The organism is Rhodovulum visakhapatnamense, from assembly GCF_004365965.1.
Classification (GTDB): domain Bacteria; phylum Pseudomonadota; class Alphaproteobacteria; order Rhodobacterales; family Rhodobacteraceae; genus Rhodovulum; species Rhodovulum visakhapatnamense.
Genome location: NZ_SOEB01000003.1, coordinates 66,737 through 83,604, shown reverse-complemented (window position 1 = coordinate 83,604; position 16,868 = coordinate 66,737). Strand labels below are relative to the sequence as shown.

The 16,868-nt window shown below is 68.1% G+C and carries 15 protein-coding genes; 12 read left to right on the top strand and 3 right to left on the bottom strand.

Going from position 1 to position 16,868, the window contains the following annotated elements; genetic code table 11:
- Positions 1–3 precede the first annotated feature (3 nt).
- The 3 genes from EV657_RS03700 (at position 4) to EV657_RS03690 (ending at position 1,649) form a co-directional block, all read left to right on the top strand.
- Positions 4–294 carry a PAAR domain-containing protein gene (locus tag EV657_RS03700; protein WP_134077170.1) on the top strand — a complete coding sequence of 97 codons (291 nt, stop codon included), beginning with the start codon at positions 4–6 and terminating at the stop codon, positions 292–294.
- 4 nt (positions 295–298) lie between these two features.
- Positions 299–733 carry a GPW/gp25 family protein gene (locus EV657_RS03695; RefSeq protein ID WP_134077169.1) on the top strand — a complete coding sequence of 145 codons (435 nt, stop codon included), beginning with the start codon at positions 299–301 and terminating at the stop codon, positions 731–733.
- 166 nt (positions 734–899) lie between these two features.
- A complete protein-coding gene (locus tag EV657_RS03690; protein ID WP_134077168.1) occupies positions 900–1,649 on the top strand; it encodes a sugar transferase in 750 nt (249 codons plus the stop codon).
- A gap of 3 nt (positions 1,650–1,652) precedes the next feature.
- Here EV657_RS03690 and EV657_RS03685 read toward each other — a convergent pair whose 3' ends face one another.
- Positions 1,653–3,059 (bottom strand): helix-turn-helix domain-containing protein, encoded by a 1,407-nt coding sequence (locus tag EV657_RS03685; protein ID WP_075786034.1) that lies wholly within the window; start codon positions 3,057–3,059, stop codon positions 1,653–1,655.
- Positions 3,060–3,235: 176 nt separating this feature from the next.
- Here EV657_RS03685 and EV657_RS03680 point away from each other — a divergent pair, with 176 nt between their 5' ends.
- The 5 genes from EV657_RS03680 (at position 3,236) to EV657_RS03660 (ending at position 9,070) form a co-directional block, all read left to right on the top strand.
- On the top strand, positions 3,236–4,210 hold the full coding sequence (locus EV657_RS03680; protein ID WP_113669865.1) for a Bug family tripartite tricarboxylate transporter substrate binding protein: 975 nt from the start codon (positions 3,236–3,238) through the stop codon (positions 4,208–4,210).
- 105 nt (positions 4,211–4,315) lie between these two features.
- Positions 4,316–4,807: a tripartite tricarboxylate transporter TctB family protein gene (locus tag EV657_RS03675; RefSeq protein ID WP_075786032.1), complete on the top strand. Its 492-nt coding sequence runs from the start codon at positions 4,316–4,318 to the stop codon at positions 4,805–4,807.
- A gap of 12 nt (positions 4,808–4,819) precedes the next feature.
- Positions 4,820–6,343 (top strand): tripartite tricarboxylate transporter permease, encoded by a 1,524-nt coding sequence (locus EV657_RS03670; RefSeq protein ID WP_113669864.1) that lies wholly within the window; start codon positions 4,820–4,822, stop codon positions 6,341–6,343.
- A gap of 26 nt (positions 6,344–6,369) precedes the next feature.
- Positions 6,370–7,899 (top strand): acyl--CoA ligase, encoded by a 1,530-nt coding sequence (locus EV657_RS03665; protein WP_371412600.1) that lies wholly within the window; start codon positions 6,370–6,372, stop codon positions 7,897–7,899.
- Between the two features lie 190 nt (positions 7,900–8,089).
- Positions 8,090–9,070, top strand: a complete 981-nt coding sequence (locus tag EV657_RS03660) for a 2-dehydropantoate 2-reductase (protein WP_134077167.1) — start codon at positions 8,090–8,092, stop codon at positions 9,068–9,070.
- A gap of 32 nt (positions 9,071–9,102) precedes the next feature.
- Here the strand turns inward: EV657_RS03660 and EV657_RS03655 are convergent, their stop codons facing one another.
- Both EV657_RS03655 and EV657_RS03650 read right to left on the bottom strand, forming a co-directional pair.
- A complete protein-coding gene (locus EV657_RS03655; RefSeq protein WP_134077166.1) occupies positions 9,103–11,298 on the bottom strand; it encodes a hybrid sensor histidine kinase/response regulator in 2,196 nt (731 codons plus the stop codon).
- A gap of 132 nt (positions 11,299–11,430) precedes the next feature.
- On the bottom strand, positions 11,431–12,135 hold the full coding sequence (locus EV657_RS03650; RefSeq protein ID WP_134077165.1) for a response regulator: 705 nt from the start codon (positions 12,133–12,135) through the stop codon (positions 11,431–11,433).
- A 195-nt stretch (positions 12,136–12,330) separates the two neighbouring features.
- On the opposite strand from EV657_RS03650, the gene EV657_RS03645 reads away from it, so the two are divergent.
- The 4 genes from EV657_RS03645 (at position 12,331) to EV657_RS03630 (ending at position 16,649) form a co-directional block, all read left to right on the top strand.
- Entirely contained in the window at positions 12,331–12,885 is a 555-nt protein-coding gene (locus tag EV657_RS03645; protein ID WP_075786027.1) for an SRPBCC family protein, read from the top strand.
- Between the two features lie 22 nt (positions 12,886–12,907).
- Positions 12,908–13,408, top strand: coding sequence for a (2Fe-2S)-binding protein (locus tag EV657_RS03640; RefSeq protein WP_134077164.1), 501 nt, complete (start codon positions 12,908–12,910; stop codon positions 13,406–13,408).
- 69 nt (positions 13,409–13,477) lie between these two features.
- The gene (locus EV657_RS03635; RefSeq protein WP_134077163.1) at positions 13,478–15,844 is read left to right on the top strand and encodes a xanthine dehydrogenase family protein molybdopterin-binding subunit; all 2,367 of its coding nucleotides are present in this window, start codon (positions 13,478–13,480) and stop codon (positions 15,842–15,844) included.
- Between the two features lie 10 nt (positions 15,845–15,854).
- Positions 15,855–16,649 carry an FAD binding domain-containing protein gene (locus EV657_RS03630; RefSeq protein WP_113669859.1) on the top strand — a complete coding sequence of 265 codons (795 nt, stop codon included), beginning with the start codon at positions 15,855–15,857 and terminating at the stop codon, positions 16,647–16,649.
- Positions 16,650–16,868: the final 219 nt, after the last annotated feature.

Genomic DNA, 16,868 nt, shown 5'->3' with positions numbered 1-16,868 from the left:
CCGATGCCGCCCGCCGCGCGACTGACCGACATGCATGTCTGCCCGATGGTCACGGGCGTCGTGCCCCATGTGGGCGGACCGATCGCGGGACCGGGGGTGGCGACCGTGCTGATCGGCAGTCTTCCCGCGGCGGTGGTCGGCGACAGCTGCGTCTGCGTCGGCCCGCCCGACAGCATCGTCAAGGGATCGGCCACGGTGATGATCGGCGGCATGCCTGCGGCGCGCATGGGCGACACGACCTCGCATGGCGGCTCGATCGTGCTGGGGCTGGCCACCGTGATGATCGGAGGCTGAGGCGATGGAGTGGGGCGATCCGGGATTTCTGGGCCGGGGCTGGGCGTTTCCACCCGATTTCGATCCGGCAGAAGGCGGCGCGCGCATGGTCGAGGCGGTCGAGGACATCGACCAGAGCCTGCGCATCCTCTTCGAGACCCGGCCGGGCGAACGGGTGATGCACCCGACCTATGGCTGCCGCATCCACGATCTGGTGTTCGAGCCGATGACCGCGGCCACCGCCCGCGCGGTCGAGACCGCCATTGCCCGGGCGATCCTGTTCTTCGAGGCGCGGATCACGCTGCGCGAGGTGCGGGTCAGTTTCGAGAACTGGGCCGAGGGGCGGATGAGCGTCTTTCTGGACTACGAGGTCGAGCGCACTAATACCCGCCACAACGTCGTCTTTCCGTTCTACGCGCAGGAGGGCACGCTGGTCACCGGCACGCCGGTGGCGACCTGACCGCTTCGCGCATCGCATGAAGATGCGTGTGCAAGTTTCGGAAAATTAGTTGTTTATGCCGCGAATGCCGCAGGCTTTGTTAACCCATGGTTGACCCTTTTTCGCCGATCCTGAGGCGGGGCGCCTGTCATGCGCGCCTCGCAGAAGAGTTGGGCAGGAGGGTTGGATGGACACGGGTGTCCTGCAGGTCTTTGCCGTGCCGATGGGCGCGGCGCCGGTGCCGCGCCCGGGCGGCTATGCGGGCAAGCGTCTGCTGGATATCGTCCTGTCGGCGGCGCTGCTGATCCTCTGTGCGCTCGTGATCGGCGCGATCTGGCTTCTGCTTCGGGTCGAGACGGGGCGGGGATTCGCCCGGCGGACCCGGATCGGCCGGGGCGGCGTGCCGATCTCCTGCCTTGTCTTCCACACCGCCCGCTCCGCGCCCGCGCGCCGACCTGTCCGGGCGCGGCCCGGGGATCTCTGGGCGCGGCGTCGCGACACCGGGATCTGCAGCGGAACCCATACGGGGACCGAGCCCGCGGCGGGCCGGGTCGGGCTTCGGGTGCGGCGGCTGGGCCTTGCGGGGCTGCCGATGCTCTGGACCGTGCTGCGCGGCGACATGAGCCTCGTGGGTCCGCGCCCGGCCACGCGCGCCGATCTGGCGCGCTACGGTCTGGCGCGCAGCGTCTATCTGGCGATGCGTCCCGGGCTGATCGGGCTGGCCGATGCGCACCCCGGCGGGCGGTTCTGCGACCGGGTCCATGACGACCTGCGCTACAGCCAGATCGCCGGTCCCTGGGTCGACCTGCGCCTGATCGCCGGTGCGCTGACGCGCCGGGACGCGGTCTGGCCGCACAAGGCCGCATCGTCCGGGCCGCTGACCCCGCTGACCGGCCCGCTGCCCTTTCCCGGCGCAAGCCCGGCGCCGCGCCGCTGAGGCTCAGCTTTCGTAGCGGGTCTTGCCGCGCCTGTCGCCATCCATCGGCAGGTCCATGTGCAAGGGCTGGTGCGCCCGCTGGGAACAGGCCTGGCGCGGGCAAAGCTGACAGCTGACGCCGATCCGGGCGACCGGCCCCTCGGCCGCCAGATTGACCGCCTGGGCATAGCCGATCCGGTGCGCCTCGCCCCGCTCGCAGCCCAGCGCCACGGCCAGCCGGTTGTCCTGCAGATGCGGGCTGAAGACCGGGCGCTTGACGGTGCGGCTGAGGGTGAAGAACTGGCTGCCATCGGGCATCTCGACCAGTTGCGGCAGGATCACCCCGGGCGTCGCGAAGGCGTTATGCACGTTCCAGACCGGGCAGGACCCGCCCTTTTCGGCCAAGGCAAACGGCGTGGCGTTGACCCGCTTGGTGACATTGCCCGCCTTGTCGACCCGGATCAGGAAGAAGGCGACCCCGCGCGCCCCGTCGCGCTGCAGCGTGGTCAGGCGGTGGCTGACCTGCTCGAACGAGGTGCCGAAGGCCGCGCCCAGCCGGTCGACATCATAGCCCGTGGCCTCGGCCAGGGCGAGGAAGGGGTCATAGGGCATCAGCAGGGCCGCGGCGAAATAGTTCGCCAGCTCGACCCGGCAGCGGGCGGCGGTCAGATCGCTGTCGATGCCGCTTTGGCCGATCATCGAATCGAGCAGATAGGGAATGTCGGCCAGCGCCAGCACATGGGCCAGCTGGAACACCCGGTTGGCATGGTCGAGCGCCTGTGACAGCCGCACCTGACCCGCCTGCCGGTCGAAGACCCGCAGCGCGTCGGGCATGTCCTGGCTGGGCTCGACCCGCACCTCGATGTCGAACTTGAGCCGGAGATAGCGCTTGAGCTGGGCATACATGTCATCGGCGCCGCCGATGAACTGGCCGCGCACATTGTCGGCTGCGGTCTCGAGCGCGTCGAAATAATTACGATTATCGCGAAAGAAGTCATGCACCGCGGTTTCGGGCGAGGTGACCAGCAGCCGGGGTTCGGTTCCGGTGCCGCCGATCCGCGCGATCCGGTCAACCGCGGTGCGGTGACTGCGGTAGAGTTGCAGGAACAGATCGACGAGGCGGGGGGCGTGATCGACCGCGCCGCGCAGCTCCTGCAGATCGGGCCGGTCGCGCCCGAAGGCGGGGTCCGAAACGGCGGCGCGCAGATCGGCCAGACGCCCGGCATTGCGGTCGCTCAGCAGTTCGCGGATCTCGATGCCATAGGCCTCGGCCAGCGCCATCAGCACCTTGACCGACAACGATCTCTGGTTGTTTTCCAGCAAGTTGACATAGGCGGGGCTGATGTTCAGCCGCCGCGCCATCTCGGCCTGGGTCTGGCCATGATCGCGCCGCAGCTGGCGCAGTTTCGATCCGATCAGGGCTTTCTGCATGATTTACAACATTACAAGATCGCGGTTTGTAAGAACCGACTTTAACAGACCGACGCGGTTTCGTGTGAAAAATCGGCCTCCCCGCTTATTGTCGAGGCTGCGGAGAGACGGGTTCGGCAGGCAGGGAGGAGACCGCCCGCCGCCCCCGGCCTTCCGGTCAGTTTGGGAGGATCAACATGACACACAGATTCACACGTCGGGCGAGCCTGGCCCTGATGGGCGCGGCGGCCCTGACCGCGGCCGCCCCTGCATTCGCCGATGAGTGGAAACCGATCAAGCCCATCGAGATGGTGATCATGGCCGGGCAGGGCGGCGGCGCCGACCAGCTTGCGCGGCTTTTCCAGGCGATCATCCAGAAACAGGGCCTGTCGCGGATGCCGATCCTGCCGGTCAACAAGGGCGGCGGATCGGGCGCCGAGGCGCTGCGCTATCTCAAGGACAAGGACGGCGACGCCCATGTCATCATGGCGACGCTGAACAGCTATTACACCACGCCCCTGCGCACCGATATCGGCGTCGACATCGCCGAATTCACGCCGATCGCGCGGATGGCGCTGGATACCTTCGTGCTGTGGGTCTCGGCCGACAGCGAGATCCGGACGCTGGACGATTTCGTCGCCTCGGTGAAGGCCTCGGGCGGCACCTGGAAGATGGGCGGCACCGGCACCGGGCAGGAGGACAGCCTGGTCACCGCAATGCTGGAAAAGGAATTCGGCATCAAGGTCACCTATGTGCCCTACAAGGGCGGCGGCGACGTCGCGACCGCGCTGATCGGCGGGCATGTCGATTCGACCGTCAACAACCCGTCGGAACAGATGGGCTTCTTGCGGGCCGGCAAGTCGCGCCCCATCGCCGCGCTGACCGCCGACCGGCTCGAGACCTTCCCCGATCTGCCCACCTTCACCGAACTTGGCCACCCGCTGGTCTATACGATGCAGCGGTCCTTCGTCGGACCGAAGGACATGCCCGAAGGCGCAGTCGCCTATTACACCGAGATGTTCCGCCAGCTCAGCGAGACCGAGGAATGGCGGAAATACACCGCCGAACAGGCCCTGCTGGCCGACTTCCTGACCGGAGACGCGTTGCAGGACTATTTCCTCGAGGAACGCGACAAGCACGCCCAGATCCTGCGCGAGATGGGGTCGTCCTGATCCCGTCCTGATCCCGAAGCCCCGGCGGATGCGCCCGCCGGTCCCGGCCCGACAGACTGGCCCGACAGACTGGCCCGACCACCGGCACGAGAAGGAGCGAGGCAAATGCTTGCCGCCGACCGTATCATCGCCCTGGCCCTGATGGGGCTGTCTCTTTGCTTCATGATCTATGCCCTGCGTCTGCCGATCGGCTGGGAGCCCGAGACCGGACCCGGCGCGGGCGCCTTTCCGTTCTGGCTCGGGCTCGGGATGCTGCTGGCCTCGGGCGCGATCCTGGCGCGCAGCTTCGTCGTGCGGCCCCATTCCGACGAGACTTTCATCCCCGATGCCGATGCGATCCCGCAGATCCTGGGGGTGATCGGGCTGCTGCTGGGCGCCATCGCGCTGATCCCTCTGCTGGGGGCCTATATCGCGCTGATGCTGTTCCTGCTGGCCTATCTCAGGATCATCGGCGGCCATGGCTGGGTGCTGACCGGAATCCTGACGCTGACGACGCCGGTCTTTCTGTTCTTCTTCTTCGAGGTGACGCTGAAGATCCTGCTGCCCAAGGGCATCACAGAGCCGCTGTTCTATCCGCTTTACGCGATGTTCTTCTGAGGAGCCCCGGAGATGGACGTTCTCGCACTTCTGGCCGACGGGTTTGCCACCTCGATCTCGCCGCTGAATCTGCTGATCGTGCTGATCGGGGTGACTGTCGGCATCTTCATCGGCGCGATGCCGGGGCTCGGGTCGGTCAACGGGGTGGCCATCGTGCTGCCGCTGACCTTCATCGTGCCGCCGACCTCGGCCATCATCCTGCTGGCCGCGATCTATTACGGGGCGATGTATGGCGGCGCGATCAGTTCGATCCTGCTGGGCATTCCCGGCGCCTCGACCGCCGTGGCCACCACCTTCGACGGCCGCCCGATGGCGCAGAAGGGCGAGGCGGGGCTGGCGCTGATCGTCGCGGCCGTCGCCTCCTTCATCGGCGGCACGGTCTCGGTCGTGCTGTTCACCGCCTTCGCGGTGCCGCTGGCCGACATGGCGCTGGCCTTCGGCCCGGCCGAGGAATTCGCGCTGGTCCTGCTGGCCTTCACGACCTTCGTGGGGCTGGGCGGCGACGACATCCTCAAGACCATCGTGATGATCTGCCTCGGCCTCGTGCTCTCGACCGTCGGGCTCGACATCATTTCGGGCGAGCCGCGGCTGATCTTCGGCGACATGCCGGGCTTTTATTCCGGGGTCTCGTTCCTGGTGCTGGCGATCGGGGTCTATGGCGTGGGCGAGGTGCTTTACACCATCGAGACCTCGCGCAATGCGCCCATGGTCACGCCCGCCCGGCTGACCTTTTCCGAACTGCGCGCGGGGCTGTCGAAGATGACCCGGATGTGGCGGACCATGAGCCTCGGCTCGGTTCTGGGCTTCTTCGTCGGCATCCTGCCGGCCGCGGGCGCGACACCCGCCGCGCTGATGAGCTATGGCGTGGCGAAGTCGATCTCGAAACGCCCCGAAAGTTTCGGACGCGGCAATCCCGAAGGCGTGGCCGCGCCCGAGACCGCGAACAACGCGGCCTCGACCGGCTCGCTTCTGCCGATGCTGACGCTGGGCATTCCGGGCTCGCCGACCACCGCGCTGCTGCTGGGCGGCATGGTGATGTGGGGGCTGACGCCCGGGCCGATGCTGTTCGTCGAGCAGAAGGAGTTCGTCTGGGGGCTGATCAGTTCGCTTTACACCGCGAACGTGGCGGCGGTGCTGGTCAATATCGCGCTGATCCCGGTCTTTGTCTGGGCGCTGAGGATGCCGTTCACGGTGCTTTGCGCCATGGTGCTGGTGCTGTGCATCGTCGGCGGATACGCCCCCGACCAGCGCATGCACGACGTCTGGATGATCGCGGGGTTCGGGGTTGCGGGCTATGTGCTGCGCAAGGCCGATTATCCGCTGGCGCCGCTGGTGCTGGCGCTGGTGCTTGGCCCCTTGATGGAAAAGAGCTTCCGTCAGACGATGATCGCGGAACATGGCGACGTGACCGTCTTTGTCGACCGGCCGATCTCGGCGGTCTTCATGGCGATCTCGGTGCTGCTCTTCTTGCTGCCGCTGATCCGGCTGCTGCGCCGCAGCCGGGCCCGCGCCTCCAATCCGGCTCCGGCCGAGTGACGTAACGAGACTGAAAGGACATGAACGTGCAGACCATCGCGGACCTTCTTCAGGGACATGACGACGCCGCGCCGGCCATCGGCGCACCGGGGCGGCCCTGGCTCGATTTCGGCGGATTGCGGACGCAGGCCCGGTCGGTCGCCGAAGCGCTGCATCGGGCCGGGATCGGCCGGGGTGACCGGGTGGCCATTGTGCTGCCGAACGGCCCCGAGATGGCCGCGGCCTTCGTGACGGTGGCGCAGGCGGCGGTGACGGCGCCGCTGAACCCGGCCTATCGCGAGGAGGAATTCGCCTTCTATCTGGAAGACCTGAAGGCCCGCGCCATCGTCCTGCCCGAAGCTTATGACGGCCCGGCCGCGGCCGCGGCGCGCCGGTTCGGTCTGATCGTGCTGCGGCTCTCGGCCGATCCGGCCGAACCCGCTGGGAGCTTTACCCTGCAGGCCGAGGGCGGCGGCGGCGAGTGCGATACCTCGGCGCCGGGGCCTGAAGACGTGGCGCTGATCCTGCACACCTCGGGCACCACCTCGCGGCCGAAGATCGTGCCCTTGCTGCAATCGAACGTCGCGGCCTCGGCGGTGCATATCCGCGACTCGCTGGCGTTGAAGCCGGCCGATCGCTGTCTGAACGTGATGCCGCTGTTCCATATCCACGGGCTGCTGGCGGCGGTGACCGCGTCGCTGTCGGCAGGCGCCTCGATCTGGTGCGCGCCGGGCTTCGACGCGCTGAAATTCTTCGGCTGGATGGCCGAGGCGCGGCCCAGCTGGTACACCGCCGTCCCGACCATGCATCAGGCGATCCTGTCGCGCGCGGGCCGCAACCGCGAGACCATCGAGGCGGTGCCGCTGCGCTTCCTGCGGTCGTCCTCGGCCTCGCTGCCCGCGCAGGTGATGACCGCGCTGGTCGAGACCTTCGACGCGCCGCTGATCGAGGCCTATGGCATGACCGAGGCCGCGCACCAGATGTGCTGCAACCCGCTGCCGCGCGGGGCCCAGAAACCCGGATCGGTGGGCGTGGCCGCGGGGCCCGAGGTGCGGATCGCCCATGAGGTCGAGAACCGCCTGACGGACGGCACCGGCGAGGTGGTGATTTCGGGGCCGAACGTGACGCCCGGCTATGAAGGCAATCCCGAGGCCAACGCCAAGAACTTCTTCGAGGCCGAGGGGCGGCGCTGGTTCCGCACCGGCGATCAGGGGGCTTTCGACGAAGACGGCTATCTGCATCTGACCGGACGGCTGAAGGAGATCATCAACCGGGGCGGCGAGAAGGTCAGCCCGCTGGAGGTCGATGGCGTGCTGATGGACCACCCGGCGATCGCGCAATGCGTGACCTTCGCGCTGCCGCATCCGAAGCTGGGCGAAGAGGTGGCGGCGGCCGTGGTGCTGAAGGAGGGTGCCGAGGCCAGCGAGCGCGAGATCCGCGAGTTCGCGGCCGGACGCATCGCCGATTTCAAGGTGCCGCGCAAGGTGGTGATCCTCGACGAGATCCCGAAGGGCGCGACCGGCAAGCTGCAGCGGATCGGCCTGGCCGAAAAGCTGGGCCTGTCAGAACCCGCCTGAGCCGGTTTCCGGGCTTTGCCCAGACGGCAAGAATTCCGGGCTTTGCCCAGACGGCAAGAATTCCGGGCTTTGCCCAGACGGCAAGAATTCCGGGCTTTGCCCGGACGCTGCGCGGCGGGTATTTTTCCCAAGAAGAAACGGGACGCGGCGGGCCTTTCGGGTCCGCTGCCGGAACGAGGGACGTCTTTCGATGAAGATATGTGTGTTCGGGGCGGGCGCCATCGGCGGCTATATGGGGGCGAAGCTGGCGCAGGCGGGCGCCGAGGTCAGTCTGGTGGCGCGCGGCCCGCATCTGGCGGCGATGAAGGCGCGGGGGCTTCGGCTGATCGAGGAGGAGACCGGGACCGACGAGACGGTGCCCGTGCGGGTCGCGGAGGATGCGGCCGAACTGGGCGAACAGGACTATGTGATCGTCACGCTCAAGGCGCATTCGGTGCCGCCGGTCGTGCCGAAGATGCAGCCGCTGATCGGCGAGGGCACGACCATCGTGTCCGGCGTGAACGGGGTGCCCTGGTGGTATTTCCACAAGATCGGCGGCCCGCTGGAGGGCACGCGGCTCGCGTCGGTCGACCCGGGCGATGCGCAATGGACCGGGTTCGGCCCCGACCGCGTGCTGGGGTGCGTCGTCTATCCCGCGGCCGAGGTCGTCGAGCCCGGCGTCGTCAAGCATATCGAGGGCAACCGCTTTTCGCTGGGCGAGCCCGACGGGTCGAAGTCCGAGCGCGCGACGCGGCTGTCGCAGGCGCTGGCCGCGGCCGGGCTGAAGGCGCCCGTCAGGCCAAAACTGCGCGATGAGATCTGGGTCAAGCTTTGGGGGAACCTGTCGTTCAACCCGATTTCGGCGCTGACCCATGCCACGCTTGATGTGCTGTGCACCGATCCGGGCACGCGGGGCGTGGCGCGGGCGATGATGCTGGAGGCGCAGGCCATTGCCGAAAAGCTGGGCGTGAAGTTTCCGATCGATGTGGACCGCCGGATCGAGGGGGGGGCTGCGGTCGGCGCGCACCGGACCTCGATGCTGCAGGATCTGGATCTGGGGCGGCCCATGGAAATCGACGCGCTGGTCGGATCGGTGCAGGAGCTGGGCCGGATCACCGACACGCCGACGCCCGCCATCGATACGGTGCTGGCGCTGGTCAGCCTGCGCGCGCGGGTCGCGGGGCTGTACTGAGCGCGGGCATTCGGACGCGCCGGGATCGCGGTTCAGGTCTGACCGTTCCGGCGGTGCGAGACATCCGCGAAGAAGGCGCGGAGCGGTTCGGGCGAGAGCGGTTTCGGCAGGATCTGGACCCCGCGCGCCCGGCAGGCGGCGGCAAAGTCGGGGCTGCGGCTCGCGCTGACGATGCGGGCCGGGATCGGGCCGTAGCGCGCCTCGATCCGGTCGAGCGCCGCGAGCCCGGTCCCGGTTCCGAGCCGGTCGTCGATCAGGGCCGCGTCGGGCTTGAGGTCGATTTCGGCCAGCAGCGCCAGCGCCTCGTCGGCATCGGCGACGTCCAGCACGTCGACGCCCCAGCGCCGGACCAGCATCGGCAGGGCGCGGCGGATTTCGGGATCGTCCTCGATCAACAGCGCGACCAGCCCCGGCGTCGCCTCGGGCAGCGGCGGGGCCGGGGGACGGACGGGCGCAGGCTCGGCCAGCGGCACGGTGACGAAGAAACCGCTGCCGCGCCCGGGCCGCGACCAGAGCCCCAGCGGATGGCCGAGCCGCGCGCAGGCGCGTTCGACGATGGCAAGCCCCAGCCCCATGCCCTCGCTGGCCGAGGCGCGGGCATTGAGCCGGTGGAATTCGCGAAAGATCGCCTCCTGGTCCTCTTCGGCGATGCCGGGGCCGGTATCCCAGACCTCGAGCCTCAGCGAGGCTCCCTGGCGACGGGCGCCCACCAGGACCCGGCCGGTTTCTGTATAGCGAATCGCGTTCGAGACGAGGTTCTGCAGGATCCGGCGGATATAGCCCGGGTCGGTGCGCACGGTCAGATCGCGGGGCATCACCCTCAGATCCAGCCCCTTCAGCGCGGCATGGGGGGCAAAGCCGCTCTGCAGCCGGGCAAAGAGATCGCGGATGCCGACCGGTTCGGGCGAGATCGCCGCCTGACCGCTGTCGAGCGTCGAGATGTCAAGGAGCGCCTCAAGGATGCCTTCGACGCTTTCCAGCGCGGTTTCGGCGCGGCTCAGCACCTCGCGGTGGTCGGGTTGGGCCAGATCCTCGACGATGGACGAGACGTAAAGCCGGGCGGCCGACAGCGGTTGCAGCAGGTCGTGGCTGGCCGCCGCGACAAAGCGCGATTTCGAGGCATTGGCCCGTTCGGCCACCGACAGCGCGTCCTCGAGATCGAGCGTGCGTTCCAGAACCCGCTGTTCGAGATGGCTTTTGGCTTCGGCCAGCGCGCCCGCGGCGCGGCGCGCGGCGGTGACGTCGGAAAACGAGATGACGAAGCCCCGGTCGGGCATCTCTTCGGCCAGACCCTCCAGCACCAGGGCCTCGCCCCGCCTGAGCCCGAACCGAAGCGGCGGGCGGCGGTCGGTGCGGTGGACCCAGGTCAGAAGCGCTTCGGGGGCGATGTCGACCTGCAGCGCCGGGTCGGCGGCAAGCTGGCCGAACAGCCGGTCGAAATCGGCGCCCAGCCGGAACTGGGCCACCGGGATCGACAGCATCGCCCCGACCTTGCGGTTCCAGCCGACAAGGCGCTGGTCGGGATCGAAGATGCAGACGCCCTGGTTGATATGATCGAGCGTGGCCCGCACCATGCGCGCCTGATCGTCCAGCATCCGGCTGCGTTCGCGCCGTTCCGAGCGCATGATGTCGGTGATATCGGTCTGCAGGATCACCGTCTTGCCGTCCTGGGTGCGGTGATCGCTGACCTGGATCCAGCGATGCCCGAGCAGGCTGATATTGATGACCGTATGGAGGTTGTCGCGGTGCCGGGCGATCCGGCGGTCGGCCCAGTCCGCGGCGGTGTCGCCGTCTGGCAGGGTCAGAAACCGCGACCGGCTGACCGCCTCGACATAGGCCTGAAAGCCGAGCCCGGGCCGAAGCTGTTCGCGCACATCGGGCATCTGCATCACGAAACGGCTGTTGCACAGCACCAGATGGTCGGCCTCGTCGAAAAGCGCAAAGCCTTCCTGCAGCGTCTCGATGGCATTGGCCAGATCGGCGCGGGCGGCCTCGGTCGCGCGGTTCGCCGCGGCCAGACGCGCATTCGATTCGTTGAGCAGGTCGAGCGCGTGTTCAAGCTCGTCGGTGCGGGCGCGCACCTCGTCCTCGAGCAGGACAGCGCGGTCGGTCAGCGACGGGCCCGTGGGCTCGGACGCGCCTCGTCCGGTCAGAAGCGTCGCGATCCGGTGGACCCGGTCCTCCCGGTCCTCGGGCGGTTCCGGCGGGCGGATCAGGCGGTCGGACATGCGGAAATCCGCGCGGCGGTGGTGCATCGGACCTGTCCTCGGCCCGGTATCGCGGTGCGGTCCATGCATCTCCTCCCAAAGACGACGTCCCATCAAGCGCCCCGGCAGGTTCCGGGGCCGATTGGCCTGCAGCTAGCTCGGGTCGGTCATCACCCCGGAGAAGCTGGCTTCCTGGGCGATCAGGACCGCCTGGGTCCGGCTTTGGACCCCGAGCTTGCGCATGATGGCCGTAACATGGGCCTTTACCGTGGTTTCGGCAATGGAGAGGTCGAAGGCAATCTGCTTGTTCAGCTTGCCCGCGCAGATCAGTTGCAGGATGCGGCCCTGCTGCGGCGTCAGCAGCGCGAGCCGCCGGATCGCGTCGTCGCGGGCCGGTGCGCCGGTTTGATCGCTCAGAACCACGCCGTCCGGCACGTAGACCTCGCCCTCGGCGATCGTGGCGAAGGCGGCCCGGAACACGTCGCGGGGGCTGTGCTTGGGCACGAAGCCGGCCGCGCCCGCCCGGATCGCTGTGCCGATCAGCCTGGGGTCGGCCATCGAGGACACGACCACGACCGGGGTCTCTCCGACCGCCGTCTTCAGCCGGATCAGCCCGTCGAGCCCGGTGACATCGGGAAGGTTCAGATCGAGCAGCACGATATCGGGCCGCGGCGCCTGGCCGAGCCGCGAAAGCGCATCCTCCAGGTGATCGCTGGTCTCGACCCGTGCGATGCCCACGGCCGATTTCAGCGTCATCGACAGCGCGTCGCAGAAAAGCGGATGGTCGTCGATCACCATCGCCGTGTCGAAGCGGCGGGGCGCGGGTCCTGCGGCCGGGCGGTTCTGGACGGCGGTCATGGCCCTTGGGTCTCCCGGCTGGTTGCGGTCTGGCGGAGCCTAGCATGCGGGCGGCGCCGCGCCCATCGGCACCAAGGTCGGACCGGCGGGTTGGGCAGGCGACCGCGCCGGCAGTATGACGGGGGATATAATCCCTTGGTCGAATAGCAACCGAGGCGCGGGCACCCTAGGCTGGGTGCGAAGAGGGGGCTCAAGATGAAACTCGCTGCAACGCATGATATTGCCGCGCCGCGCGCGACCGTGTGGGAGGCATTGCTGACCGACGAGGTGCTGAAGGCCTGCCTGCCGGGCTGTCAGGAGCTGTCGGGCAATCCCGAGGACGGGTTCGAGGCGACGGTTCTGCAGAAGATCGGCCCGGTCAAGGCGACCTTCAAGGGCCATGTGACCCTCAGCGACATGGAGGAACCTTCGGCACTGACCCTGTCGGGCGAGGGCAAGGGGGGCGCTGCGGGCTTTGCCAGGGGCGCGGCCCGGGTGACGCTGGAGGAGATCTCCGAGGGCACGCGGCTCGGCTACGAGGTCGAGGTCGAGGTCGGCGGAAAGCTCGCGCAGCTCGGCAGCCGGATGATCCACGGCGTGGCGCACAAGCTGAGCGATCAGTTCTTCACCCGCTTCAAGGAGGTCGTCGAAGGCCCCTCGGAAACGGACGAGGCGGGCGCCGAACCAGAGGGCGCGGACCCGGCAGAGGATGCGCCGAAAGGCAAGGGCTGGCTCGGGCGGCTGATGACCCGCAAGGCCGAGGCGGAATGACAGGGACCCAGGGAGGATAAAAATGACCAAGGTCAGCATGAAGGTGAACGGCAAGCCCGTGTCGGGCGAGGTCGAGGGGCGGACGCTGCTGGTGTCTTTCCTGCGCGACACTCTGGGTCTGACCGGTACCCATGTCGGCTGCGACACCAGTCAGTGCGGCGCCTGCGTCGTGCATGTCGACGGCCAGGCGGTGAAATCCTGCACCATGTTCGCGGCCGAGGCCGAAGGCTGCGAGGTGACCACGATCGAGGGCATGGCCAATGCCGACGGATCGCTCTCGACGATCCAGCAGGCGTTTCAGGACCATCACGGGCTGCAATGCGGCTTCTGCACGCCGGGCATGGTGATGTCGGCGGCAGCGCTTCTGGCCGGGACGCCGAAACCGACCGAGGCCGAGATACGGCATTATCTCGAAGGCAATATCTGCCGCTGCACGGGCTACCACAACATCGTCAAGGCGATCCTCGCGGCATCGGGCCAGGATGTCAGCGACATCGGCGGCGACGCCATCGCCGCCGAGTAACGCGAACACGAATTTTCGCAGAAAATTCGGACCGATCTTTCGCAGAAAGATCGTATCAGGGAGGAAAAAATGCCGAAAGATCACGGCATCGGCGCCAGCTCGAAGCGGCGCGAGGACAAGCGGTTCCTCACCGGCAAGGGCCGCTATACCGACGACATCAACCTGCCCGGGCAGGCCCATGCCTGGTTCGTGCGCTCGCAGGTCGCCCATGGCCGCCTGACCGGGGTCGACACATCCGCCGCCGAGGCCATGCCCGGCGTGCTGCGCGTCTTCACCGGCGCCGATTTCGAGGGGGTGGGCGGTCTGCCCTGCGGCTGGCTGGTGACCGACCGCTTCGGCCAGCCGATGCAGGAACCCGGCCACCCGGTGCTGGCCCGCGGCAAGGTCCGCCATGTCGGCGACCCGGTTGCCGTCGTCGTCGCCGAAACCGCCGAACAGGCCCGCGATGCCGCCGAGGCGGTCGAGGTCGAGATCGACGAGCTTCCGGCCGTGCTCGACATGAAAGCCGCGCTCGACCCCGACGCGCCCCTCGTCCATGACGAGCTGAAGAACAACCTCTGCTACGACTGGGGCTTCGTCGAGGAAAACCGCGCGGCGGTCAACGCCGCCTTCGAGACCGCCGCCCATGTCACCACCCTCGATCTGGTGAACCAGCGGCTCGTGCCGAACGCCATGGAGCCGCGCGTGGCCCTGGGTGATTTCAACCCCGCGACCGAGGACTCGACGCTATACACCACCTCGCAGAATCCGCATGTGATCCGGCTGCTGATGGGCGCCTTCGTGCTGGGCATCCCCGAACACAAGCTGCGCGTCGTCGCCCCTGACGTGGGTGGCGGCTTCGGCTCGAAGATCTTCCACTATGCCGAGGAAGCCTTCTGCACCTTCGCCGCGAAACAGCTGAGGCGCCCGGTGAAATGGACCTGCACCCGGTCCGAGGCCTTCATCTCTGACGCCCATGGCCGCGACCATGTCACCCGGATCGAACTGGCGCTGGATGCCGAGGGCCGTTTCCAGGCGCTCCGGACAGAGACCCATGCCAATATGGGGGCCTATCTCTCGACCTTCGCCCCCTCGATCCCGACCTGGCTGCACGGCACGCTGATGGCGGGCAATTACAAGACCCCGCTGATCTACGTGAACGTCAAGGCGGTCTTCACCAATACCGTGCCGGTCGATGCCTATCGCGGTGCCGGGCGGCCCGAGGCCACCTTCCAGCTGGAACGGGTCATCGACAAGGCCGCGCGCGAGATGGGGATCGACCCGGTCGAGCTTCGGCGGCGGAACTTCATCACCGAATTTCCCTACGCGACCCCCGTCGCCGTCGAATATGACACCGGCGATTACAACGCGACCCTCGACAAGCTGCTGGAGATCGCCGACGTCGCGGGTTTCGAGGCGCGCCTTGCCGACAGCAAGTCCCGCGGCATGCTCCGCGGGCTCGGGCTCAACTGCTATATCGAGGCCTGCGGGATCGCACCCAGCCAGCTTGTGGGCCAGCTCGGCGCGCGCGCCGGGCTTTACGAAAGCGCGACCGTCCGGGTCAACGCCACCGGCGGGCTGGTGGTGATGACCGGCTCGCACAGCCACGGGCAGGGGCACGAGACCACCTTCGCCCAGGTCGTGGCCGACATGATCGGCATCGGCGAGGACATGGTCGAGATCGTCCATGGCGACACCGCCAACACGCCGATGGGCATGGGCACCTACGGGTCGCGCAGTCTTGCCGTGGGCGGCTCGGCGATGGTCAGGGCGACCAACAAGATCATCGCCAAGGCCAAGAAGATCGCGGCCCACCTGATGGAGGCCGCGCCCGAGGATATCGAGCTGAAGGACGGCAAGTTCTCGGTCGCGGGCACCGACAAGTCGGTGGCCTGGGGCGATGTCACCCTCGCGGCCTATGTCCCCCACAACTACCCGCTGGAGGAACTCGAGCCGGGGCTCGAGGAAACCGCCTTCTACGACCCCAACAACTTCACCTATCCCGCGGGCGCCTATGCCTGCGAGGTCGAGGTCGATCCCGAGACCGGCAAGGTCACCGTCTGTTCCTTTGCCGCGGCCGACGATTTCGGCAATATCGTCAACCCGATGATCGTGTCGGGTCAGGTCCATGGCGGGATCGCGCAAGGTATTGGCCAGGCGCTGCTGGAGGCCGCGTCCTACGACGACTACGGCCAGCTTCTGTCGGGCTCCTACATGGACTACGCCATGCCGCGCGCCGACGATGTGCCGTTCTACCGCGTCGATCATTCCTGCGCGACGCCCTGCACCCATAACCCGCTGGGCGTGAAGGGGTGCGGCGAGGCGGGCGCCATCGGATCGCCGCCCGCGGTGGTCAATGCCGTGGTCGATGCGCTGCAGCGCGCGGGCCACACCGGCGTCACCCATATCGACATGCCGCTAACGCCCGCGCGCGTCTGGGCGGCGATGCAGGGCTGAGGAGAAGACCATGTATGCGTTCGAAATCGACCGTCCGACCACGCTCGACGCGGCCGTCACGGCGCTGGGGCAGGAAGAGGCGCAGGCGCTTGGCGGCGGGCAGACCCTGATCCCGGCGCTCAAGCAGCGGCTGGCCAGCCCCGCCCGGCTGGTCAGCCTGACCGGCATCGACGACCTGAAAGGCATCTGCGTGGCCGATGACGGCGCGCTTTGCATCGGCGCGGCGACGTCCCATGCGACGGTGGCGGCCGAGGCGGCGGCGACCTACCCGGCGCTGGCCGATCTGGCCGCCCATATCGGCGATCCGGCGGTGCGCAACCGCGGCACCATCGGCGGATCGCTGGCCAATAACGACCCCTCGGCCTGCTATCCGGCGGCGGTGCTGGCCTCACGCGCCATGATCCGGACCAATACCCGCGAGATCGCGGCCGACGACTATTTCGAGGGCATGTTTGCGACCGCCCTGGAAGAGGGCGAGATCATCACCGAGGTGCGCTTTCCGCTGCCCGAACAGGCGGCCTATGTGAAATTCGCCCAGCCGGCCTCGCGCTTCGCGCTGGTGGGCGTCTTCGTCGCGCGGTTCGCGGACGGGGTGCGGGTGGCCGTGACCGGCGCCTCGGAAGACGGGGTCTTCCGCTGGACCGAGGCCGAGGCCGCGCTGTCGGACGATTTCCGGCCCGAAGCGGTGGCGGGGCTGAGCGTCGACCCCGAGGGCATGATCGGCGATCTGCACGGCTCGCCCGACTACCGCGCGCATCTGATCCGGGTCCTGACCGGGCGGGCGGTCGCGGCTGCGGCGGCCTGAGGCGCGGCTTCCGGGTCCGGGCCGTTTCGACGCAGGGGGCGGGCTGAGACCGGTCGCCTCAATCGACGGCTTCGGCCCTCCGGGAACGGGGAGCCCCTGGTTATGGCCCGGATGCCGAGTCGCCCGAAAAAGCGCGTTTCCCGGGCCTGATCACCGTGGTGCCGTCGTGACGGCTCTTTCGGTGCTTTCGAGAAGATCGGGCCGGTGATCCCTCGTGCT